The organism is Lysinibacillus sp. Bpr_S20, assembly GCF_023337835.1.
In the GTDB taxonomy this organism is placed as follows: domain Bacteria; phylum Bacillota; class Bacilli; order Bacillales_A; family Planococcaceae; genus Lysinibacillus.
The window spans coordinates 387,855-411,689 of the sequence record NZ_JALNLQ010000001.1; the positions used below are offsets into that span (position 1 = coordinate 387,855).

Consider the following 23,835-nt stretch of genomic DNA (forward strand, 5'->3'; position numbering starts at 1 on the left):
TTTACACTTATTGTACATCAATAGTGCTTTGTTGATGTTAAATATGGAAAAACAAAATAGTTGCTTGTTCAAAATGTTCACTTCATAATAGTAAGAAGCGAAATTTGGGCGTGAAAGGAGCGAAAGTTCAAATTGGATAAAGTGACGGTTATGAAAGATATCGATGAACTACATGATACGTATTGTGCTGACTGTTTAGTGATAAAGCAATTACGAAAAGAGCGTGGTAAACCTGGAGCTCATCGTTTCTGTATTGAAGCCTGCTCAGTAGGGGAGCGCCTGCAATTTCTCGGAGAAGAGCTCTTAAAGGTGTATAGTAAATAAATGTTTTTACTATTAGAATTGTGTAGCAAAGTAATCATAGGGACTATGTTTAAATAAAGTAAAACTAAATTTATTTTTACGCAATAAATTATCATATTTACTAAATTCGATGCATAAATAACATTATGATCGGAAATAATAGTATTGGTTGGTTACCATAGAAAAAGCTACTTTTTATTGGCACATTGCCGATAAAAATGTAGCTTTTTTCTATGGGTAATTAAAATGTGCCATACACGCTAAGATTGTTTAGAGGGTATGGCACTATTTTAAGCATTATTTAGTTTCTGCATAGTTACTTAAATCTTGATAGTATTTTGTGAGAGAAGAAGCTGAAATATCGAACGTCGCGGCAATTTCTTTTACTGTCATTGATAACGGCTCGAACAGCTCTTTTTCTTGACCATATCGAATTGCACCAGCGGCAATGGCAGCCTCTTTGCGCGCAGATGGTTGTCCTTCAATTAAATAGTCTTCTAAAAGCTCTAACATAGGGGCTGTTTCGCGTTCGTTTTGCTCTAGGAAATCTTTAACTTGTGTGATGACATTGCTCTCAAAGTTCGTAAATTCCTCGCCTTTATAACCGTTTGACACAAGTAACGCCCAGAAGGATAGATGCTCTTCTTTTAAGAATGTTCCAACCTTCTTCTCAGAAGCCTCAAAATTTTTCTTGAATTGCTCAAACACCTTTGCGTGATCTTCCGGGAAAAAGATAAGCGTTGAAACAGCTAAATAATGCTCTGATTTTTTTGTACCGTCTGGTAAGATGAATGCAAAGACATGCATACCTTCAGGAATTGGTTTGTCATTTTCACGACGAATATAAATTTCTTCATTTGATAACACATGTGTAGCCTTAAAATACTTTTCTTCTACAACTGATACGGAACCAATAAATAGACGAGGTTGAGTCCAGCCTTCTAATACTTTTACCGTAGAAGGTCTAACCGTTTTTTTCTTGGTTTTCTTTAAGTAACCTTTCCAAATAGATGGCTCTTGATGGAAGAAGAAGTCGTCTAACGCGATCGCTTCAATCAGCTCTCTTTGTAGAACGCTCTCTAATTTAGGTTGCCATGTACCTACATGCTCTATATAGGCACGAACATCTTTGCGTTCAGGATATTCTAAGTAAAATGTTTGTAGTACACGCTCTAATTCTTCGATTGCTACTGCTTCTACGGTAACCTGTTGTTTACCTTCACAACATTTTTTATATTTTTTGCCGCTACCGCATGGGCATGGATCATTACGTTTTACCATAATTAGAAACACTTCCTTTGAAAATTGTTAGTCGAATTTTGCTAAATAAATTGCATACAATTAATAATAACGGTACATTTGTATGAAGAAAAATGATTGTCTATTTTGAAATGTCGGAAAAATATAGAGGGACGCCCTGATTCTAGTATATGCACGTATTTTCATACATAGAACTAAAAAAGAAAACCATCTAAATAATATAGATGGTTCTCGTTTTGTTTAGCCTTTGATAGCTTCCATTTCTGTCGTTAAGCGTTCAAGCTCATCAATAAGGTGACCAATGTAAGCTATCGTATCTCGAAGAGGCTGATCGGTTGTAACGTCGACACCAGCCATTTGAGCTAGCTCTACAGGTGATTTCGTACCTCCAGCTTGAAGGACTGCTAACCATTCATCTACAGCCGTCTTGCCTTCTTTTAAGATACGCTTGGATACTTGAGTAGAAATTGTTAAGCCAGCGCTATATGTGTATGGATATAGGCCCATATAATAGTGTGGTTGACGCATCCAAGTAAGCTCTGCTCCCTCAATAATATCGATAGTGTCTCCCCAGAAGTCTTCTAATACAGAGCGTTTTAACTGATTTAAAACAGTTGCATTCACAGCTTCTCCAGCGTCGATTAATTCATATACTTTTCGTTGATAAGCTGCCTCTAGCAAGTGTGTGACGAAGTTATGATAATACGTTTTGGACACAATATTAGAAATTACCCAACGTTTGAAGCGAAGGTCATTGTTATGGGTTAATAAATAATTGGCTAGCAGCATTTCATTCATAGTTGATGGTGCCTCGATAAAATATAGTGAAGGACGACTATTAAAATAGGATTGATGGGCCTGTGCATTCACAAAATGCCCTGCATGACCAAGCTCATGAATTAAAGTGAATACCTCATTCATACGTTCGTTCCAAGACATTAAAATATACGGATGACTACCATATGGACTTGAACAAAATGCACCAGTCGATTTTCCTTTGTTTGGTGCATAATCAATCCAGCGTTCATTAAACGCCTTTTCAATTATCTCTTTGTAATCTTCACCCATAACGTCTAATGCTTTTTCAACATATTCTTTTGCTTCCGTCATTGTTAATTTCGGATCATAGTCTGGATCAAGGGCAATCTTTAAATCAGCAAATGTCATTTTTTTAATACCATTTGCTTGTTGAATAAGCTTTGCGTAGCGACGCATATGTGGAGCAAGTTCTTTCGTAATTAGATCTATTTGACGATTATAAAGAGAACGATCAACATCTTGACTAAATAATAAATAGTCAATGACAGAATCAAAACCTCGTAAATCAGCCATTGTTTTTTCCTGTTGAATGTGTGTATTATAAATTTTCGCAGTTGTGTGCTGATAATCGCGTAACTTATTTGAGAATGCTTGGAATGCTGCACGGCGTACTTTTGTATCAGCGTTAAACTCCCAGTCATTTTCGTATAATACAAAGCTAAGCGGAAGTTTTTCTCCATTAGCCTCAAATTCGCCAAACTGCATATCGATAAGCTTTGTCGTATTATACGTTTCATATGGTGCATCAAAAGTAGAGCTGAATGCAGCTAATGCTTTTTCTACCTCCGGATGCATCTGATGAGGCTTTTGTTTTAATAATTCCTCTAAATAGACTTTATAGTTTGGGTTTAATGTTGAAGCTTCCACTAAAATAGACTCATCTAGTGCTAGTAATTCACTGCGTACGAAAGAACATGTACTACTTATTTTTCCGACTGCCGTACTATATTTTGCTGCACGCATTTGGGCTGCGTTATCTGTATGATCAGCTTGATTATTAAGGCTTGCATAAGTACCAATAGGAACTATGCTTTCAAACAGTGCTTCATAAGCTGTTAAAACTTCAATTACCTTTTGGGCATTAGTAATTGTACCTTGATACGTATGTTCGAAATTTAGCGCATCTTCCACAAGCTGCGCTAAAACAGGCTCAAATTCCGCGTCATTTTCAAGTAAATCTTTTAAATTCCATGTTTGTTCCACTGGTACATCTTTTCGAAATGGTAAAACCTCCATCAATGAACACCCCTTTTTGTATAAGTGACTTCATTATAACGAAACTATTTCGGAAAGTGAAATAATTATAGAGAATAGTTTTAATTTTCTTAAAAATAATGTAGAAACTTATGTTCTGGTTAGCTATAATAGATTTAAAAGGGGGGAAACTATTTACTATGCTTCTAGTTTGGGAAAATCCGGACATGTATAAGCTTAGTCACGTGAATCAAGATAATTTATGGAAGAAGTTAATTGCGGATTTGTTTGAAGATTTTTTGTTGTTCTTTTTGCCTGAATTACACGCAGAAGTGGACTTTTCAAAGCAAGTCGAGTTTTTGCAACAGGAGCTTTTCAAAGAAATTATTGAACATCGTCAAGGACGCAAAATAGCCGACCAAATAGCGAAGGTACATCTTAAAAGTGGGAAAGAGCAATGGATTCTTGTTCATACGGAAATACAAGCTATCGATGAAGAACATTTTGCGAAGCGTATGTTTGAGTATTTCTATCGTATCAGGGATCGATATGGTAAGAAGATTGTGGCTATTGCTATTTTTACGAATAAGAGTACAAAAAGTAAGAATCAGTATCATGAAAAGTATTATGGTACAGAAATCACTTACACATTTAACAAGTTTGTTGTTTCAGATTTTGATGAAGAAGAATTGAAAAAATCACCGAACCTACTTAGTAAAGCGTTACTAGCCTCTATTTATTTAAATCGAACCAAAAACGAGATGAACCTTCGTAGTGCCTACAAAAGAGCTTTGTTAAGAGAAGTATGGTCATTACACAATATGGAACGAGAAGAAGTAAGAGCGTTGCTTTACTTTATTGATTTTTTGTTAAAACTACCAAGAGCTATATCTGAGCAACTTGTAAGGGATGTAAAAGAAGAAATTAAAGGGGAGGAAGAGGTTTTGCATCTATATAAAGAAGATTTACCACCGACACTTGCTGCAGTTTTGGAATTAGAAAGACAAGAAGGAATTGAACAAGGAATTAAACAAGGAATTGAACAAGGAATTGAACAAACCATTAAACAAATAATCAGTGGTTTGATTGAAACGGGTGCTGATGATGAGTGGATTGCTAAAGTTTCAAAGCTTCCAGTGGCAAAGATAAAAGATATTCGTGAGGAACTTAAATAATTAGTAAAAAATGTTTTAGTTTTGTTTTTTTGTATCTACAATGGCTTTTTTGAGTCAGTGTGAAAAATGTGCGTATAGCCAGTACACTATACAACGCATACTAATGGCTATAACAACTAGCACATTGGAGGAGCAATTATGACACAAAACTTAAACAAACAACTGAATAAACTTGTCGCTACATGGTCTGTACTTTATACGAAATTACACAATTATCATTGGTATGTGACGGGAAATGCTTTCTTTACACTACATGCAAAATTTGAAGAATTATATAATGAAACAACGTTAAATCTAGATGAAATAGCAGAGCGCATTCTTTCGAAAGATGGAAAACCAGTTGCTACGTTAAAAGAACATCTTGAGCTATCCTATGTAGAGGAAGCGACAGGAAATGAGACGACAGAGGAAATGGTGGCTACAATCATTGCAGATTTCCAAAAGTTAATGAAGGCTTTAAATTCAACAATGGAGCTTGCGGCAGAAGAAGGGGACGATCGAACTGAGGATATCCTAAATGCTATGTACCAGTCTCTTGAAAAGCATGCATGGATGTTGAAGGCCTTCCTAGGACATTAATAACAATAGGTGATGGGAATTTACAGTAGTTCCATTGCCTTTTTCCTTTTCTTTGTTTCAAAAGGTAAATAATAGGGAGAGTTTAAAATATTGCATATAAAACAGAGTGTGCGCATGCATCACTCTGTTTAGTTGTTTGTAAGGATTAATTAATAGCTTTTTCATGTTGATGTTTTTTAATAAAGCGTAATACATGTAGATGCTCCAGTTGAGCAACAAGGTTACCAATTAGGATAAAACTACCACCTATTAATATTTTTACTGTGATTCCTTCACCAATAAACATCATAGCAAACATTGCTGCAAAAATTGGCTCTAAGGAAAATATTAGTCCTGTATGTGTAGCAGAAGTGAACTGTTGTGCAACAGTTTGACCTATGAAGCAAAATGCACTACAAATGACACCAAGTCCTATAATGGCAATCCAAGAAGTCGTTGTATTTGGAAGTGTTGGAGTTTCGAAAATAAATGTAAATACAAGTGCATATAGCCCAGCAAAACCAAGCTGGTAAATGCCATAAGTAATTGATTCAACGCTCCGTGTAAATGTACTGTTTAACAACAAGTAAAACGAATAACATAGTGCAGCGATGGCAACTAGAATATCCCCTTTTTGAAAGGTAAATGAGCCATGTGTTGTTAAAATTGTAATACCAATCATTGTACAAATAATCGCAAAGCTAACTGCTCTTGAAGGTAATTTTTTTTCAATAAAACTGCTGAAAATAGGTACTAAGATAACTGTTAGACTTAAAATAAAACCAGCATTTGATACCGAAGTGGTTTCTAGTCCGAATAAGCTTAGGACAAACACTATGAATAATAGAAACCCTTGTATAGCTGCATATTTTAATGTTTTCGCATCGACTTTAATCATGCGTTTATAAAAAATAATACCTGCTACAAAAAATGCGATGATACAACGCAATGCCACCACATTATAAACAGCCAATGTTTCAAGCCCCATAACCATAAAGGTATAAGATAAGCCCCAAAACATTGTCACGATAACCATTAATAAATTTGCTTTTCCTTGGATACCCATTTGCTCACCTACAATCTGTGTACTAAAACAGTTTTTAACCTAAAATTTACTATATCTCTTGTGTTGTTATTAGTAAAACGAATGTTTATAATAATTAGTATTAAAAAAATTCATGTATATTGAGGACACAATGCGATGAGTTTAGTCAAATATGAGATTTTGAATAAAGTGGCTGAGGTAGCTAGCTTTACAAAAGCAGCAGATGCACTGGGATTAACCCAATCTGCTGTCAGTCATGCTGTTTCAAGCTTGGAAAAGGAGTTCGGCTTTGCACTTATTCATAGAAGTCGAGCGGGTGTCATCTTAACGAGTGAAGGCGATACAATGCTAAGGGCAATGAGACATGTCCTCGATGCAGAGGAACTGTTACAGCAAGAAGCTGCTCAAATACTGGGCGTTACTCGAGGGAAAGTTAGGATTGGAGTAATTTCAAGTATTTCTTCCAACTGGATGCCGGAAATCGTTCGTATTATGGACCATCAATTTCCTGGCATACAAGTTGAATTGCGTGAGGGAGATTATTATGAAATTGAACAATGGCTATTGAGTGGAGAAGTTGACGCAGGATTTTTGAATGGCCAACAGTCTAAGCAGTTTCAGTTTACTGAACTTCAGCAGGATCCGCTGCTTTGTATTGTCTCTGATAAAAGTCCACTTTATAATAAAGCAGAAATTGATATTGTTGAATTAGAAAATATGCCATTTATTATGACTTCCTATAAAGGGACAAATGATGTAAAAGTACTGTTAGAACAATATCACGTGAAGCCAAATATTCGCTTTGAACTTTCGGAAGAAGTAGGGATTATTTCGATGATTGCTCATCATCTTGGAATAAGTATATTACCGAAATTAGTGACGTATAATTTACCTCCTACTATCAAAGCTATACCTTTAAAACAAGGTGGCTATCGCACAATTGGAATAGCTATGAAACACCAAGCATCACCAGTGACAAAGCAATTTGCGGAAATATTAAGTTCCTGGTTAAAAGAACAAAATAGAAAATAACCTCTTATAGGAACGACTTATCCTATAAAAACAACATTGAAGCATGATATAGCATTACGTTAAAATAGTATTTGTATATTTTCTAGAAAAAAGGTGAGTGTATGGGGACATTACGAGGTAAGACCGTACTCATTACAAGTGGGGGAACACTTGAAAAATGGGATCGTGTGCGTGGGCATACGAATTTATCGAAAGGATCGATGGGCTGTTATTTAGCTGAAGCGGCACTAGAGGCTGGGGCAAATGTATTGTATATGCATGGTTATTTCGCACAGCTTCCTGCGAATAAAGATCAAATGCGTACCATTCGATTCGAAGGTATTGAAGATTTAGGCGAGAAGGTTCGACATGCTGTTCAGGAAGAACAGGTGGATATCGTTATTATGGCAGCTGCAGGTTCCGATTGGCTCATTGATAAAGTGTTTGACCAATCTGGGAATTTAATAGAGGAAACAGGTAAAATGCCATCTGATGAGCCACCTATCATTCACTTTAAAAAGGCGCCTAAAATATTAGGCCAAATAAAAGGGTGGCAGCCGAAAGTTAAATTAGTGGGCTTTAAACTTGAGGCAACAGATGATGAGGAATTTTTACTGTCCCGCGCACGTTTGCGAATGGAATCGGCCAACGCTCAATTTATGGTAGCTAATAGCTCACAATCTTTATATGGTGGGGATGAACCACACTGGATTGTACCGGCTACAGGCAAACCGACAAAGGTTATGGGCAAGCAAAAGACAGCAAAAACATTAATAGATCTTTTATAAAGTGATTAAAACTGTGTAGAGGTAAAATAGATCTACGCAGTTTTTTATTTTTGTTTTTTTCCGAAGATAAAGGTGATACATACTGACATCACTATAGATAAACGTCATTTTTCTTAATTTCTTAGTAAACAACTAAGTTTTCTGGTATTTATTATTGACAATGTGTTTTTTGAATTATAGAATTATTCCCAAGCGATGTACTACGCGGTCTTGCCTTTCTTGTACTAAAAATTTGTTAAAAGAAGGGGTGTATCGGATGACTCAACAGGCAAAGGTAGATGACAAAAAACTAGAGGCAATAGCAAAGGCTATTCAAAATTTGGAGTTTGGAGAAGTACACATTACGATTCAAGATGGTGTCATTGTGCAAATTAACAGACTTGAAAAGCAGAGATTTCCACAGAAAAAGTAAGCAGATGATAGTTGAACAAATTTATAAGGCCACAGAGAAGATTATGACGAAAAACAGGATGATAACAACGAATCATCCTGTTTTTGCAATAGCCTATTCATAAAAACTTTTTGGGATTTCACCAATATGTCTGCGATGATATAGTAATGGTTCCTTCTGTGCATCATCAATTTCTAAGACCTGCCCGATAAATATCGTATGATCTCCAGCATTAATTTGCTGATATGCTTTGCATTGTAAAATGGCTGCACTATCATGTAAAACTGGTAGACCTAAAGATGAGGTTGACCATTTAGCCTGGGCGAAACGATCTGGGATTTTACTTGAAAATATCGTACATAATTGTTCTTGATTGCTTGCTAAAATATTGACAGCGAACTTTTGAGCTATTGTAAAATATGGATGTAACTGTGATTTTTTATCAAGTGACCATAAAATAAGGAGTGGATCTATGGAAACTGACGCAAAGGAATTGACAGTTAAGCCAATAGGTTCATTTACATCATTACAAGTAGTGACAACCGTTACACCTGTTGGATAATTACCTAATGCTAGTTTAAAAGCAGCTACTTTGTCTGTCATTCTTATCACCTCTTCGTTGATTTTCGGAACAAAATTTTTTGATGAACTATCAGCATTAAAATCACTTCTCTTAGCATTTTAAAGGAGATATTATAAAATATAGTAACTTCATAATAGTTATAATATTCATAATTTTATTTTAAACCAACAAAACTAACAGGTAAAGTATATAATAGAAAAAAGGGGGTTCAGTCATGACTTTAGTTTTTGACCATCTAGTTCATCAAGTTCAATCACCAGAAAATACAAAGGTTTTCTTAAATAAACGAAATATCCATACAGTTAACGGTGGTCAACATACAATGTGGGGGACATACAATACGTTAAGCTACTTTGGATTAAACTATATTGAGCAAATAGCCATTTATGATCGTCATTTATTTGAACATGCAGTGACATTACCGTATTCCCTACATTATACGTTTAAACGTGCAAACGAGCGCTATGGTTTTTCAAGAATTGCCTTACGTACAAAAAATATTGAGGAAGAGGCACAACGTTTACGTGCACTTGGATATGAAGTATATGGACCCGATGCTTGTAGTCGTACAAGACCAGATGGCACTGTAGTAGAATGGAAGCTATTGCATTTTGGGAAGCCAGAGCTAGCAATTGATTTTCCATTTTTGATTGAGTGGACTGATACTGATGAGGAACGTGTTGCACAATTAAAAGAAAATGGAGCCATTGATACGAATCAATCAATATCGATGGAATCTGTCCAATTTTATGTGAAAGATGTGCAAGCTATAGTGAATTTATGGCGGGAAGTATTACAATTACCAGAGCCTGAACAACAAGAAAAGTTTGTTTCCTTACATTTACCAAATATTCGCCTAGATTTTTATGACGAAGTTGCTGCAACTACTATGACGCTAGGTCATTTAAATGAAGGGGCATTTGGCGTTACATTAAAGGATCCTGACAGAACGAAGGAAACGCTGGTTTTTCCCGGAGCTCTTTATTGGATCAACCGCTGAAGTTATCGCGTTTATAAGAAAAAGCAGCACTAATACAATTTAAGAACATCTAAAAAAGGAGCCGTTCATCCATCGAACAGCTCCTTTACGTTTATACTTTCATAACATTTGACGCCTGTGGGCCTCGATTGCCTTCCACCACATCAAATGAAACTTTTTGACCTTCTTCAAGTGTACGGAAGCCTTCCTCTTGGATTCCCGTAAAATGTACAAATACATCTTCTCCATCATCACATTCAATAAAGCCATAACCTTTTTCATTATTGAACCACTTTACGATTCCTTGTTGCATAAGCATTCGCCTCCCATGCGCTTGAATGTAGAATAAAATCAATACAGTCGTGACATAATTGTGAAAATGTGAAAAAAATGCATTTTCATTAAGAACATACATGAATTGAGCAAAGTTGTCAATTGATTGTCGAAATGCTTGTATAACTAACTATGATTTTTTTCACAATTAAGTCTATAATGGAAATTAACAACATAGAAAGTAGGATGCCAAATGACAACGACAAATCAACCTTTATCAGATTTAGAAATCGCGAATCAAGCGGTGATGAAACCTATTACAGAAATCGCGAAAGCTGTAGGTATTCCAGAGGATGCACTTGAGCAATACGGTCGCTACAAAGCAAAAATTGATCCCTTAAAAATAACAGCACATGGTGAGGATGCAAAGGTTGTTTTAGTTACAGCTATTAGTCCAACTCCAGCAGGTGAAGGGAAATCAACTGTTACAGTTGGTCTTGCAGATGCACTTCATCAATTGAAGAAAAATGTTGCTGTTGCTTTACGTGAGCCATCTCTTGGCCCTGTAATGGGTGTTAAAGGTGGTGCAACAGGTGGCGGATATGCACAGGTAGTACCGATGGAGGATATTAACTTACATTTCACAGGTGACCTTCACGCTATTACGACTGCGAACAATGCATTATCAGCCTTTATCGATAATCATATCCACCAAGGAAATGCTTTAAACATTGATCCTCGCCGTATTATCTGGAAGCGTGTTATGGATTTAAATGATCGCGCCCTTCGTAAAGTTGTGGTAGGTCTCGGTGGACCTGTTCAAGGGATGCCACGTGAGGACGGCTTCGATATTACGGTTGCATCAGAAGTTATGGCTGTATTCTGTTTAGCTACAAGTATTGAAGATTTACGAGAACGTTTAGCAAGTATCGTAATCGGTTATACATTTGATCGTGAGCCTGTATTCGTGCGTGATCTTCAAGTGGAAGGGGCATTAACATTATTATTAAAAGATGCCTTCAAACCAAACTTAGTGCAAACACTTGAGGGAACACCTGCCATTATTCACGGTGGCCCATTTGCGAACATCGCACACGGCTGTAACTCGATAATGGCGACACAAACGGCCCGTAAGCTTGCTGATATTGTTGTGACAGAAGCGGGCTTCGGTTCAGATTTAGGTGCTGAAAAATTCATGAACATTAAAGCACGTAAAGCAGGCTTTAAACCAAGTGCCGTTGTCGTTGTGGCTACTATTCGTGCATTAAAAATGCATGGTGGCGTAGCAAAAACAGAATTAGTTGGCGAAAATGTAGAGGCACTTTTACAAGGAATTGAAAACCTTGAGAAGCATGTCGAGACTATTCGTTCATTTGGTGTAGAGCCGATTATTGCACTTAATCGCTTTATTACAGATACAGAGGCAGAACTTGCTGCTGTATTAAATTGGTGTCAAGAAAAACATGTACGCATTGCTCGTACAAATGTCTGGGAAGAAGGCGGAAAAGGTGGTTTAGCCTTAGCTGAACAAGTGCTAGCTGTTCTTGAAGAAGAAAACAATTTCTCACCTTTATACGATGTAACAGAATCTATTGAAGAAAAAGTGCGTACGATTGTACAAAAAGTGTATGGCGGGAAAGATGTACAATTTACCGACCAAGCGAAAAAACAAATTGCTCAAATCGAAAAATTCGGCTGGGATTCTCTGCCGGTTTGTATGGCGAAAACGCAATACTCTTTATCTGACCAACCAAGTCTTTTAGGACGTCCTGAAGGCTTTACAATTACTATTCGCGAAGTCATCCCTAAGCTCGGTGCAGGTTTCCTCGTTTGCTTAACAGGCGATATTATGACAATGCCAGGTTTACCAAAAGCACCAGCTGCCTTACGCATGGATGTAGATAATGAAGGACATGCGGTAGGGTTGTTCTAAGTGCTACAAAATATTAACGTTAAAGCTGTTCCCTTTTTCTTAAAGGGGGCAGCTTTTAACTTTTTTCAGCGGGTGACAAATAACGGTTTAATAGAGGAACTCAGCTGCCGCTACGCTTTCGTACAAAAAACATCTAGAGGCCTAAGCACAAAGCCATTCCGAACGTAATAATGCCAAGGTAATATTGAAAGAAAGTTCAAAGTAGTTAGGCTCCATATTGAAGAAGCAAAAAGCTAGCCAACCATAAAAAAATGGCTACTCGAATGATTATATCCATTGTCAATTCAAAGGCAGAAAGCTTTCTCTCTCGTTTTACTTTTTTTAGAAGTCTAACGAAAAAAACAGAACATAGAAGTAGAGTGGCAATAGATAGTTCATATACGTTTTCTAAAAGGCTTGTATTTTCTACTAGATTTATCAACATAATCATCCTCTCATATAGAGGATATGAGTTGGCTAGTTTCATTATGTAGTCACTTGATTTGAGATTCTGGTGTATAACCAGGGTTTTTTCGTATTTAAAGAAGATAATATCCAATCTCAATTTCCAGACCTCATCATGACTTTTGATATGGAAAACATGATTCCAGTACCGAGTGCAAGCATTAGAGAAGGGATGCGCGTTGCTGTTATTTTAGTCGATCAACATCATCTACAATTAAGTACAACGATGAAAAATGAGGTGCTGTTACAGGAGATTTATGAGGTTATAAAAGCGGTTCTATAAATGAGTTGAAAAATGGGGAAAAACAATAAAAGCTGCCATCATCTAAAATAAATAAGATGGGCAGCTTTTATTGTTTCTTCAGCGGGTTGGTATTACATAACATAACTATCGTTCCTACTTCCTTCATAACTTATAACTTCGCTTACGGTTTAAAAAATTCGGAAAAATTGTTGCCTAAAAAGAATTCTCTAGTTTTGTTGCACGACTCTGAATTTCCTTTTCGCAAAATGTTGGCAAGAAATTGGTAGGCTATTTGTCATTAATGGGAGGAGTTACGTTCACTTATTCAAGATCATGAATAGAAGAAGGTAACATCGATTAATGATAAAACTATCACACACTTGCAACATATGCTCAAAGTTTTTTTGGTCGTGAAAACAAGTTAATGATTTATTCACCTATCTCGTCATGTACATTCACTATGCGGGTTAAAACAAAGAATTTCTAAGGGAAAGTGTTCACTTTTATTTGTTTAGATGATTGGTTTTCATTTTACGCACGTCATCTTTCAATACAATATTCAATTGTAAAGCCCGCTGAAGTTATTGTAAGCTGTCAAAACATAGTTATTGTACATCACTGAAATAGTGAGCTACAGAACAAAGTTAAATGTTCTGTACATTCACCTTACAATATTCTGAAAAATTTGTCAATTGAAATTTACTTTCTATATTGTTTTTTGTTTAGCCTATATGTTACTTAATAATTGCCAACTATTCTAAGCAATACAGTATAATAAAGCTTGAAGGGACTGAACAAGGATTATGAACAATTTAATGGACAAAGTACGTGGAATTTACGAGCAATTTGATGCTAGTCATGATTTTCAACATATCGAACGTGTTTATCAAAATGCTTTAGCTATTTTACAGGCAGAGCCAGATGCCGATGCAGAGGTCGTGAAAATTGCTGTGCTGTTACATGATGTTAGTGATAAAAAGTATACCGATAGCAAGGAGCAAGAGAATAAGCTTATTGCGGAGCTGTCTTTAAGCGAGGAGAAGAAGCAACATATTCGAGATTGTATCGCGCAAGTATCGTTTAATGGTGGCAATGAGCTAGAGGCAACTTCTCTCGAAGCAAAAATAGTACGTGATGCGGATCGCTTAGATGCGATTGGAGCAATCGGCATAGCACGCACATTTGCTTATGGTGGGGCAAAGGGTCGAAAGCTTTACGATAAGGAAGAGAATGCACGTACAGACATGACAGAGGAGGAGTATCGCAATAAAAATACTTCCTCAGTAACCCATTTTTATGAGAAGCTATTATTGTTGAAGGATTTAATGATTACAGATAAGGGCAAGCAAATGGCTGAAGAACGCCATCAATTTATGGTACAGTTTTTAGAGCAATTACAAAATGAAATAGGTAAGTAAAAAAATCCGTTGTCTTTTCCAATAGACAACGGATTTTTATGTTGAAAAATTTGGAACTTGATGAAATGTGAATTTAATTTTTTTAAAACGTGCATGTTTTGTGATTCGCGCGTTAAGTGTATTTTTTCAAAAGATTTGCACATGCTAATTTTAATGAATAAAGTATCTTTTTACCAATAAAATTGACAAAAAAGGGAAAGTTTTTGAATCTAGGTCGTTTTTTTATTAGAAATGAGCTAAATCTCTTTTCATCCATAACATAAAGCATATATAATTACTTATGTTTTTTTGACAATGGGATCTTGAGATCTGAGTATAAATAGTAGATCGTGGGAGAAATCTCTTGTGAAAAACAACGGGGTAAACGTCGAAGGAGTATTTACATCATGAAAGAAGCAAAAAGCGGAGTCAATTGGATTCCTTTCTTCATTTCTCTAGCTGTTGGTGTGGCTATTTGGTTTTGTCCAATACCTTCAGGAGTAGATGAAAAAGCGTGGCATCTATTTGCTATTTTTGTGGCGACAATTATAGGATTTATAACGAAACCGTTGCCAATGGGAGCGGTATCCTTTATAGCTATGGCTATGATTGCCATAACGAATACATTAACCATTGAAGAAACATTAAGTGGTTTTGGTAATTCAACGATTTGGTTGATCGTAATTGCATTCTTTATTTCTCGTGGATTTATTAAAACGGGACTAGGGGAACGAATTGCCTATGTATTTGTTCGTCTTTTTGGGAAAAAAACGTTGAGTTTGTCTTACTCTTTACTTGCGAGTGATCTAATATTAGCGCCCGCTATTCCTAGTAATACAGCGCGTGCTGGTGGTGTTATATTCCCAATCATCCAGTCATTATCTCATACTTTCGGATCTAAACCAGAAGATGGGACAGAGCGTAAAATGGGGTCCTTTCTTTTAAAAGTGGGCTTTCAAGGGAATTTAATAACATCTGCTATGTTTATGACAGCCATGGCAGCGAACCCTTTAATTGTTAAGCTAGCAAGTGATTCAGCTGGGGTAACTATTACTTGGTTCGGTTGGGCATTGGCAATGATTGTCCCTGGACTAACAGCTTTAATCGTTGTTCCTTATGTAATTTATAAAATTTATCCGCCTGAAATCAAAGAAACACCAGAGGCGGCAGATATCGCGAAAAAGAAATTGGAAGAATTTGGGCCGCTTAAAAGTTCTGAAAAACGAATGATCGTAGTATTTGTTGTTGTGTTGTCTTTATGGATAGGTGGGGACTACTTAGGCATTAGTGCTACTACAGCAGCTCTTATAGGTCTTTCATTGCTGTTATTGTTAAATGTATTAACATGGGCAGATATCAAAAAGGAAGAAGGAGCATGGGATACGCTAGTCTGGTTCGCAACATTATTTATGATGGCATCTTTTATGAACAAACTAGGGTTAATTCCATGGTTTAGTAATGAAGTGGGTGGACTTGTATCTGGGTATAGCTGGATCTGGGCCGTTGTCATATTAGCATTAGTCTATTTCTATTCTCATTACTTCTTTGCGAGCTCTACTGCTCATATTAGTGCGATGTATGCAGCGTTTTTATCTGTTATGTTGCAAGCAGGTGCACCTGCTATGTTGGCAGCGATATTATTAGCTGCATTTAGTAATTTATTTGGCGCCACTACTCATTATGGTTCTGGTCCAGCACCGGTCTTCTTTGGTGCAGGCTATATTGATCAAAAAAGATGGTGGACAGTTGGTTTTGTAGTTTCCGTTGTGACGATCCTGATTTTTGTTGTAGTAGGAGGATTATGGTGGAAGCTTCTTGGTTATTGGTAATATGAATAAGCTTCTGTATCCGGATAGAATATTTTCTATCCGGATATTTTTTTGAGAGTTTGTTGTCCTTTGTTTACCTGTCATTTGGTGTTATGATAAAAATGGATATCAATAATAAACTACATAGTAGTATTGACACTAAACAACACCTAAATGAAAGAGATGGACAAGTGTAATGAGTCATTTAATAGTACAAAATTTAACGAAAACTGTGGGCGATAAAACGCTCTTTCAAAATATTGAATTTACAATTTATGAGGGGGAGCGAGCTGGGCTAATTGGTATTAATGGTACTGGTAAATCCACATTGCTTTCTATTTTAGCAGGAGAAATTGAAGCGGATTCAATGAATGTTGACCGTCCAAATAAATACCGTGTTGCTTATTTACCACAGGAGCCTACTTTTAATAGTGGTGAAACTGTGTTACAGGCAGTGTTTGCAGGGGATTCCCCTATTTTAAAATTAAATCGTGAGTATGAGGAAACGGTTGCTGCACTTGCGTTAAATCCGACTTCAGAAAGTTTACAGAAAACGTTATTTAGCTTGCAACATCGTATGGATGAGGAGCAGGCGTGGGATGTCAATGCCCTCGCTAAGACAGCGCTGACGAAGCTTGGAATTGAAATGTTTGATAAAGAAGTATTAACGCTGTCAGGCGGTCAGCAAAAGCGCGTTGCTTTAGCTAAAGTATTAATAGAGCCGGCAGATCTTTATTTATTGGACGAGCCTACCAACCATTTGGATGTGCAGTCTACGGAGTGGCTGCAGGAAATGGTGTTACGATTAAAGGGAGCAGTTATATTTATTACCCATGATCGTTATTTTTTAGATGAGCTGTCGACTCATATTTACGAGTTAGCCGATCAAACATTGTACCGCCATACAGGGAATTATGGGGATTATTTAGAAGCACGTGCAATTCGTGAGGAAATGAAAGCGGCTTCTGCGCAAAAAGATCGAAACCGTTATCGCTCAGAATTGAAGTGGATTCGTCGCGGAGCGAAAGCGCGTTCTACGAAGCAGAAGGCACGTATTCAGCGCTTCGAGCAGTTAGAGGAGAACTTGGAGCGTAAATCTGAGGATGTTTCACTTGAAATGGGACTAGCAACAACACGTCTCGGTAGGAAGGTTTTAGAGGCTGAAAATATTTCAAAGGCTTTTGGCCATCAAAAAATCCTTGATCACTTTTCATTTTTACTACAGCAGGGCGATCGTATCGGCATTATCGGCGCGAATGGTGTAGGAAAATCAACATTATTGAACATGCTAGCAGGAGAGCTGACACCTGATGCTGGTGAAATTCTTGTTGGTTCGACAGTGAAGTTAGCGCATTTTAAACAAACTTTACCAAAAATGAATGAGAATGAACGCATGATTGAATATATCCGAGAAGCTTCAAATGATATAACAGATGCAGAGGGTGTCCGTTATTCAGCTGCTCAAATGCTGGAGCGTTTCTTATTCCCACTTCATGCGCACGGTACACCGATTGGTAAATTATCGGGTGGCGAGCGTAAACGTCTGCATTTATTACGATTATTAATGGAGCAACCTAACGTACTGTTACTAGACGAACCTACAAATGATTTAGATATTGAAACATTAGGTGTGCTTGAGGATTTCATTGAGCATTTCCCTGGAGTCGTTATAACGATCTCCCACGATCGATTTTTCTTAGATCGAATCGCTAAAAAACTGTGGATTTTAGATGGTCTTGGACATGTTGATGAATCGCTTGATATTTACAGTGAGTATTTACAAAAGCGTGAACAGGAAGCAGTTGTGAAGGTAGAGGGGCCAAAAGTCGAAAAACCTAAGACTGAAAAGCCTAAATCAGACAAGAAAAAATTATCTTTTAAAGAGCAAAAAGAATGGGAAACTATTGCTGACGAAATAGAAAAGACGGAAGCAGCGATTATGGAGACAGAAGAAGGTATTGCCAATGCGGGTGCGGACTTTACAAAGCTGCAGGAATTAACGGCAAAACTGGATGAGTTAAATGCACAATATGAACATCTTATTGAAAGATGGTCGTATTTAGATGAAATCGTAAACGGATAGGAGCGAAAGATATGAAGATTATTACAATTGAACCGACACCAAGCCCTAATTCTATGAAGATTGTCGTTGATACTGAGTTACCTTTTGGCAAAGCCTATAATTTTACAAAGGATAATAAAGAGGAAGCGACAGGCGAAGCAGCAGCCATTTTAGCAATTGAAGGTGTGAAGGGCGTTTATCATGTAGCAGATTTCTTCGCAGTTGAGCGTAACGCAAAGTACGCATGGGAAGGTATTTTAGCAAGCATTCGCCAAGTGTTAGGGGAAGACGTTCAGGAAGTAAATAAAGAACAAGTAGCCAATGAATTTTATGGTGAAGTGTATGTTCATGTGCAGTTTTATAAGCAAGTACCACTTCAAGTAAAAGTATTTGATAACCAACGTGAGCACCGTGTAAGCTGTGGTGAGCGCTTTGTAGAAGCTTTCAATAAAATTATTGAAACAGTGGTTGACGAAAATTATATTTTCCAACGTAAATGGATTGACTATGGCGTACGTTATGGAGAGCTCGAAGAAATTGCGGAATCCGTAAAACAAGAAATCAATGTGACATATTCTGAGGAACGTTTAGCAGAGATTGTTGCAACGATTAATGACTCCGAGAAAGCGATTCAGAAGCCAGCTAAGCTAAAAATTACGGTTGAACAGTTTAAGCAACCAGAATGGGAAAAACGTTTCCAATTGCTTGACCAAATGGCAGATCCAGAGCTCGATGATTTACCGCTTTTAGAATTGGCGTTACAAGATGAGCAAATGTCTATCCGACGACTTGCAACCGTTTATTTAGGAATGATTGAGGATGTGGCAGTTGTGCCATATTTGGAAAAGGCATTACAGGACAAAAGTGCAGCGGTCCGTCGAACTGCCGGAGATTGTATGAGCGACCTCGGCTTTGTAGAATTTGAAGACGCGATGCAGCAAGCATTACAGGACAAAAACAAACTTGTTCGCTGGCGTGCAGCTATGTACCTATATGAGGTCGGCACTGAGAAATCATTAGCGGCATTAAAGGCCGCTTCAGAAGATAAAGAGTTTGAAGTAAAACTACAAGTAAAAATGGCGATTGCCCGCATCGAACAAGGTGAGGAAGCAAAAGGTTCTGTTTGGAAGCAAATGACGGAATCTCGTCAGCAATAATGAGAAACTTTAATCAGTGACCCGATAATGTATAAAAGAAATAAACCAGCTCTCTGCTATGAATGAAGTTCAACAGAGATGCTGGTTTTCTTTTATTGTCGATTTTTCTGAAAAGTGAAGTTTCTAGCTAAATTTCACTTTTCCAGTTGGCAAATGCCGATAAGGAAATTGCTTGCTGACTACATTTCCTTCTAATTTTCTATTCATAACTACACCACCGACTAAACCTATAACTGCTGTCTTGATAGGATTAATTGAAAAAATGAATGAATTACTTAGTCGTTTTTCATTTAAAAAGTTCTACTTTTTTATGAGTTTACTAGGAAGATAGTTTTAATCTATAGTTGACAAACTGATACTAATTATCAATATTTTGTAATTTTCGAACATTAAGATATTCGGATTAGTTCCCTTGTGATAGATTGGAAATATCACATTAAACTGAAAAGTGTGACAATTAAAAAGAGAGGGGAAATGAGAATTGAAAAAGTTTAAGTTTACGAAGTTTTTAAGTAGTATTCTAGCTTTCTTTTTGGTGCTTTCTCTGTTGGTTCCGTTGTCTAGTGCTAGTGCTGAAGAATCGAAACCATTCAAGCAGAATAGTCAAAGTGAAAGTATAATTCAACAAAAAGCTGCTATCGCTGAACAGCTAAGCTTGTCTAAAGATGGTCCAACTCTTCACGATAGCTTACAAAATGTATCAGGCAATCAAGATGTTGCAGTCATCGTTCATTTATCTGAAAAGCCTGTGGCACTAGAGCAAGGAATGAGCCAAGTCAAAGGCCAAAAATTCTCCAATGCCCGAGCAAATGAAGTCCGTTCAAATGTAAAAGCACAACAAGAAAAAGTTAAAAAAGAGTTAGCTACTAAAAAGGTTCAGATGACTCAAGGATACACATTTGATACTGTTTTAAACGGTTTTGCGGCAACTGTTAAAGCAAATGATCTCCCGAAACTGCTTACAGTAGAAGGAATTACATTAATCGAACCAGATGCAATTGTTTATGCATCTGAAGATAGTACGATAAAATCATCGGAGCTTATGAAGGAAGATCGAATAGAAGCTCGAATGAATACTAGTATTTCTTTCCTTGGCATCGAACAGCTATGGAAGGAAGGAATTGAAGGACAAGGAATAAAAGTAGCAGTATTAGATACTGGTATTGATGCAGATCACCCTGAGTTCGCCGGAGTTTACAAAGGTGGGAAAAACTTCATTCCCAATTCGGCAACATACACGAAGCCTCGGACAGATGACGATGCATCGGAAACATTGCCTTCGGAGCGTCCGGTTGGGACACCTGAATTTAATGAAAAGGGAAGTGCCTTCTATACTTCTCACGGTACACATGTTGCTGGAACAATTGCAGCAATCGGAGCTAACGAATTTGGTATTAAAGGAATTGCTCCAAAAGTAGACCTGTATGCTTACCGTGTTCTTGGAGCGTACGGAAGTGGAGCCACATCCGGTATTGTTAAAGCAATTGAAACTGCTGTAAAAGAAAAAATGGATGTTATCAACCTTTCACTTGGCGGGGGAGCTAACTCCGAAACGGATGCTGGTTCATTTGCTATTAATAATGCAATGATGGCTGGAACAATCGGAGTAATTGCAACAGGGAACGAGGGTCCAAATCGCGGAACAATGGGCACGCCTGCAACCGCTCGTTTAGGAATTGCTGTTGGTAATACATCAAATCCTGAAACAATGTATAACGGGGAAGTGAATGTTACAGTTGGCGACTACAACTTAACAAAACAGCTTCCGTTAATGGGAACGACTTTTGCAAAGAATTTAGCAACACAGCTTGAAGGAGAATTTGACCTAGTTGCTGTTCCTGGAAACGGGGAAGTAAAAGACTATGAAGGAATTGATGTAAAAGGTAAAGTGGCATTGATTTCTCGTGGGAGTATCGCATTCGTTGATAAAATTGCAAACGCAAAGGCAAATGGAGCAATCGCAACCATTATTCATAACTTTGCTGGTGGAACAAATGCGCCGAACATTTCAGGCACATTCCTTGGTGATTCATTTGAATTTCTGCCAACATTTGATATGTCCCAAACGGATGGCGATGCTATTCGCGCTGCATTAGCAGGGGGAACTGGAAAAGTAAGCTTTAGTAAATTTGCTTCCACGAAGACACTGGGGGATGATGTAAACGATACAAGTTCACGTGGACCATCTACACCAAACTTTGATATTAAACCAGATGTAAGTGCACCTGGAACAAACATTATGTCAACGATTCCAATGTATAAAAAAGATTTCCCTGATGCAGATTATGGAGAAGCATATGGTCGTAAAACAGGAACTTCTATGGCAACACCCCATATTGCTGGTATTGCTGCATTAGTTAAACAAGCAAATCCTGATTGGAACGCGTTCGATGTAAAAGTAGCGCTTTCTAATACAGCAAAGGTTATAGATAAAACAAAATACGATGTGTTTTCTCAGGGAGCAGGGCGTGTAAATGCTTATGCAGCAGCTCATCCGGAAATTCTTGCCTATGCACTCGATAGCGCAATTTTAGATGGAACTGGTGCAGTTACAGAAAACTTGAAAGGTACAGTTACTTTCGGTCCACAATCACTAAAAGATCGGGATATTTCTGTTACGAAGCAAGTTTTAGTAAAAGATATGAAAGGGAACGGCGGCAATTATAACGTATCTATTGATGTGACAAAAACATTTGGTGATGCAACGGTTACAGTAGATCAGCCGACATTTAATCTAGATGGTGAGCAAGTTTTAAATATTACTTTAACTGCTTCACAAGCTAATGCACCAAAAGGCTCTGAAATACTAGGGTATATTTACATCAGCGGTGGGGATACAGAAATTTCATTGCCATTCGCTGCTGACTTTGGCGGCGCGGCAGCAACTGAAATAAAAGATTTTAAGATTACAGAAACAGACCTATCCTTTAATGGAGATGGAGTGAAAGACTCGGCTGTACTTTCATTCACACTGACTGGAGATGTAACAACAAACTATATCGAGCTTTGGGATATTATGAATCCTGAAGGTGGAGAATATGGAGACGGCTACATTGGTTATCTACATGCAGGTACTGCGCTAGGAAAAGGCTCATATACGCTGAATGTTGCTGGGCAGTATAAACCATGGGGAACAAAACCTGCCACAACGATTCCAGATGGTCTGTATACAATTGACTTCACCGCTCTTGCAGCATCAGGGGTAGTTTCCGATTATGTTGGACCAATTGTCGTGAAAACGACTAAACCAGAAATTACTGGTTCAGTAGCTGAAGGTGTCGCTACAGGGCAGGTAAAAGATAAGTATATCGACTACAATGAAGAGTTGTATTTATACGGTTTAAATTACAATTTAAATGATAAATTAAAAGCTTCCTATATTTCGACGGTAAATGGCGAAGAACAAGCGCCAGTTGCTTTTGAATTAAATCAAGACGGTAGCTTCACATTCCCGGTATCACCAGAAACTAATGCTGTATCAGTAGTAATAAATGACGCAGCTGGGAATGTTGGTAAAGCAATGATTTATGAAAAAGACGTAGTAGAACCAAAAGTAACACTTTCTGTCAATCCAACGGAGCTAAACCTAACAGCTGGAGAAACTGAACAACTTACGGTGACAGAAACGTCAAAACTTGCAGAAGGTAATGCAACAGAGGAAGACGTAACGTCAAAAGCTACTTATGTTGTTGGAGATGAGAGTGTTGCAACAATAGTAAATGGATTAGTAACGGCAGTAGGTGAGGGCAAGACTACAATTACTATTTCATACGGAAATAATGACGTTACTATAAATGTGACAGTTAAAGCACCTGTTGAAGAAAAACCAATAGTAACACTAGAAATTGATAAAGCTCAGGTCGAAACTAGAATAGGTAAAGAAGTTCCAGTTAAGATTACTGAAGTAACTACTTTTAAAGGTAAGACAACAGAAAAAGACGTTACAAAGCTTGCAACCTACGAAGTAGCGAATGATAAAATAGCTACTGTAAAAGCAGGGGCTGTAAAAGGTAAAGGTCAAGGTAATACGAAGATTACGGTAACGTATGGTGAGCACACACTAACTTTTGATGTGTTGGTTGTTAAGCCGGCTAATGGTAACGGCAACGGTAACGGCAACGGCAATGGCAATGGTAATAAAAATAATAATGAAGTGACCGAGGATGAGCTATAATTAAGTTCAGTTCAAGCAAAAAGAGAAATTGCACAGTGCAATTTCTCTTTTTGCTATTTACTATAAGCAATTCCTTTAAAAAGATGATCTCCTACAAAACTAACTGTGACATGTTCTTTCAGAAATAACATTTTGATAAAACCTAGGGCATGCGAAGTGAAGTTTGACTCTCTCAAGAAAGAGCACAATGGAATGGATTTCAACCCCTACATTATGGTAAATATCGAGTCTTTTATT

The 23,835-nt window shown here is 37.4% G+C and carries 20 protein-coding genes; 14 read left to right on the forward strand and 6 right to left on the reverse strand.

What is annotated here, in order from left to right; genetic code table 11:
• Window positions 1-132: 132 nt before the first annotated feature.
• Window positions 133-324: a zinc-finger domain-containing protein gene (locus MWJ95_RS01905; protein WP_053482386.1), complete on the forward strand. Its 192-nt coding sequence runs from the start codon at window positions 133-135 to the stop codon at window positions 322-324.
• A gap of 276 nt (window positions 325-600) precedes the next feature.
• Here MWJ95_RS01905 and MWJ95_RS01910 read toward each other — a convergent pair whose 3' ends face one another.
• Together MWJ95_RS01910 and pepF are read right to left on the reverse strand one after the other, a co-directional pair.
• A complete protein-coding gene (locus MWJ95_RS01910; RefSeq protein WP_249071818.1) occupies window positions 601-1,584 on the reverse strand; it encodes an SEC-C domain-containing protein in 984 nt (327 codons plus the stop codon).
• A gap of 219 nt (window positions 1,585-1,803) precedes the next feature.
• Window positions 1,804-3,618 carry an oligoendopeptidase F gene (pepF, locus tag MWJ95_RS01915; protein WP_249103905.1) on the reverse strand — a complete coding sequence of 605 codons (1,815 nt, stop codon included), beginning with the start codon at window positions 3,616-3,618 and terminating at the stop codon, window positions 1,804-1,806.
• Between the two features lie 158 nt (window positions 3,619-3,776).
• On the opposite strand from pepF, the gene MWJ95_RS01920 reads away from it, so the two are divergent.
• Both MWJ95_RS01920 and MWJ95_RS01925 read left to right on the forward strand, forming a co-directional pair.
• Window positions 3,777-4,751 carry an RpnC/YadD family protein gene (locus MWJ95_RS01920; RefSeq protein WP_249071822.1) on the forward strand — a complete coding sequence of 325 codons (975 nt, stop codon included), beginning with the start codon at window positions 3,777-3,779 and terminating at the stop codon, window positions 4,749-4,751.
• Window positions 4,752-4,889: 138 nt separating this feature from the next.
• Window positions 4,890-5,330: a Dps family protein gene (locus tag MWJ95_RS01925; RefSeq protein ID WP_249071823.1), complete on the forward strand. Its 441-nt coding sequence runs from the start codon at window positions 4,890-4,892 to the stop codon at window positions 5,328-5,330.
• 145 nt (window positions 5,331-5,475) lie between these two features.
• Here the strand turns inward: MWJ95_RS01925 and MWJ95_RS01930 are convergent, their stop codons facing one another.
• Window positions 5,476-6,375: a DMT family transporter gene (locus MWJ95_RS01930; RefSeq protein ID WP_249071825.1), complete on the reverse strand. Its 900-nt coding sequence runs from the start codon at window positions 6,373-6,375 to the stop codon at window positions 5,476-5,478.
• 135 nt (window positions 6,376-6,510) lie between these two features.
• Here MWJ95_RS01930 and MWJ95_RS01935 point away from each other — a divergent pair, with 135 nt between their 5' ends.
• The 3 genes from MWJ95_RS01935 to MWJ95_RS01945 all read left to right on the forward strand — a co-directional run bounded on the left by MWJ95_RS01935 (window position 6,511) and on the right by MWJ95_RS01945 (window position 8,565).
• Window positions 6,511-7,386 (forward strand): LysR family transcriptional regulator, encoded by an 876-nt coding sequence (locus tag MWJ95_RS01935; protein ID WP_249071827.1) that lies wholly within the window; start codon window positions 6,511-6,513, stop codon window positions 7,384-7,386.
• A gap of 101 nt (window positions 7,387-7,487) precedes the next feature.
• A complete protein-coding gene (locus tag MWJ95_RS01940; protein WP_249071830.1) occupies window positions 7,488-8,153 on the forward strand; it encodes a phosphopantothenoylcysteine decarboxylase domain-containing protein in 666 nt (221 codons plus the stop codon).
• Between the two features lie 256 nt (window positions 8,154-8,409).
• On the forward strand, window positions 8,410-8,565 hold the full coding sequence (locus MWJ95_RS01945; protein ID WP_249071832.1) for a YezD family protein: 156 nt from the start codon (window positions 8,410-8,412) through the stop codon (window positions 8,563-8,565).
• Between the two features lie 93 nt (window positions 8,566-8,658).
• Here the strand turns inward: MWJ95_RS01945 and MWJ95_RS01950 are convergent, their stop codons facing one another.
• Entirely contained in the window at window positions 8,659-9,147 is a 489-nt protein-coding gene (locus MWJ95_RS01950; RefSeq protein WP_249071835.1) for a flavin reductase family protein, read from the reverse strand.
• A 194-nt stretch (window positions 9,148-9,341) separates the two neighbouring features.
• Between MWJ95_RS01950 and MWJ95_RS01955 the strand changes: the two genes are divergently transcribed.
• On the forward strand, window positions 9,342-10,127 hold the full coding sequence (locus tag MWJ95_RS01955; protein ID WP_249071838.1) for a VOC family protein: 786 nt from the start codon (window positions 9,342-9,344) through the stop codon (window positions 10,125-10,127).
• A 91-nt stretch (window positions 10,128-10,218) separates the two neighbouring features.
• Here MWJ95_RS01955 and MWJ95_RS01960 read toward each other — a convergent pair whose 3' ends face one another.
• A complete protein-coding gene (locus MWJ95_RS01960; RefSeq protein ID WP_249071839.1) occupies window positions 10,219-10,419 on the reverse strand; it encodes a cold-shock protein in 201 nt (66 codons plus the stop codon).
• 213 nt (window positions 10,420-10,632) lie between these two features.
• On the opposite strand from MWJ95_RS01960, the gene MWJ95_RS01965 reads away from it, so the two are divergent.
• Window positions 10,633-12,312 (forward strand): formate--tetrahydrofolate ligase, encoded by a 1,680-nt coding sequence (locus MWJ95_RS01965; RefSeq protein ID WP_249071841.1) that lies wholly within the window; start codon window positions 10,633-10,635, stop codon window positions 12,310-12,312.
• Window positions 12,313-12,517: 205 nt separating this feature from the next.
• Here the strand turns inward: MWJ95_RS01965 and MWJ95_RS01970 are convergent, their stop codons facing one another.
• Window positions 12,518-12,736, reverse strand: a complete 219-nt coding sequence (locus MWJ95_RS01970) for a hypothetical protein (protein WP_249071843.1) — start codon at window positions 12,734-12,736, stop codon at window positions 12,518-12,520.
• 69 nt (window positions 12,737-12,805) lie between these two features.
• Here MWJ95_RS01970 and MWJ95_RS01975 point away from each other — a divergent pair, with 69 nt between their 5' ends.
• From MWJ95_RS01975 to MWJ95_RS02000, 6 genes are all read left to right on the forward strand, one after another.
• Complete coding sequence (locus MWJ95_RS01975; protein ID WP_249071845.1) at window positions 12,806-13,039, forward strand: S-methyl thiohydantoin desulfurase domain-containing protein; 234 nt, start codon at window positions 12,806-12,808, stop codon at window positions 13,037-13,039.
• 764 nt (window positions 13,040-13,803) lie between these two features.
• Window positions 13,804-14,418 (forward strand): HD domain-containing protein, encoded by a 615-nt coding sequence (locus MWJ95_RS01980; protein ID WP_249071846.1) that lies wholly within the window; start codon window positions 13,804-13,806, stop codon window positions 14,416-14,418.
• A 338-nt stretch (window positions 14,419-14,756) separates the two neighbouring features.
• A complete protein-coding gene (locus MWJ95_RS01985) occupies window positions 14,757-16,226 on the forward strand; it encodes an anion permease (RefSeq protein WP_374110090.1) in 1,470 nt (489 codons plus the stop codon).
• Between the two features lie 175 nt (window positions 16,227-16,401).
• Window positions 16,402-18,288 carry an ABC-F family ATP-binding cassette domain-containing protein gene (locus MWJ95_RS01990; RefSeq protein WP_249103907.1) on the forward strand — a complete coding sequence of 629 codons (1,887 nt, stop codon included), beginning with the start codon at window positions 16,402-16,404 and terminating at the stop codon, window positions 18,286-18,288.
• Window positions 18,289-18,299: 11 nt separating this feature from the next.
• Window positions 18,300-19,424: a conserved virulence factor C family protein gene (locus tag MWJ95_RS01995; protein ID WP_249071852.1), complete on the forward strand. Its 1,125-nt coding sequence runs from the start codon at window positions 18,300-18,302 to the stop codon at window positions 19,422-19,424.
• Window positions 19,425-19,905: 481 nt separating this feature from the next.
• A complete protein-coding gene (locus MWJ95_RS02000) occupies window positions 19,906-23,598 on the forward strand; it encodes a S8 family serine peptidase (protein ID WP_249103909.1) in 3,693 nt (1,230 codons plus the stop codon).
• The last annotated feature ends 237 nt before the right edge of the window (window positions 23,599-23,835 follow it).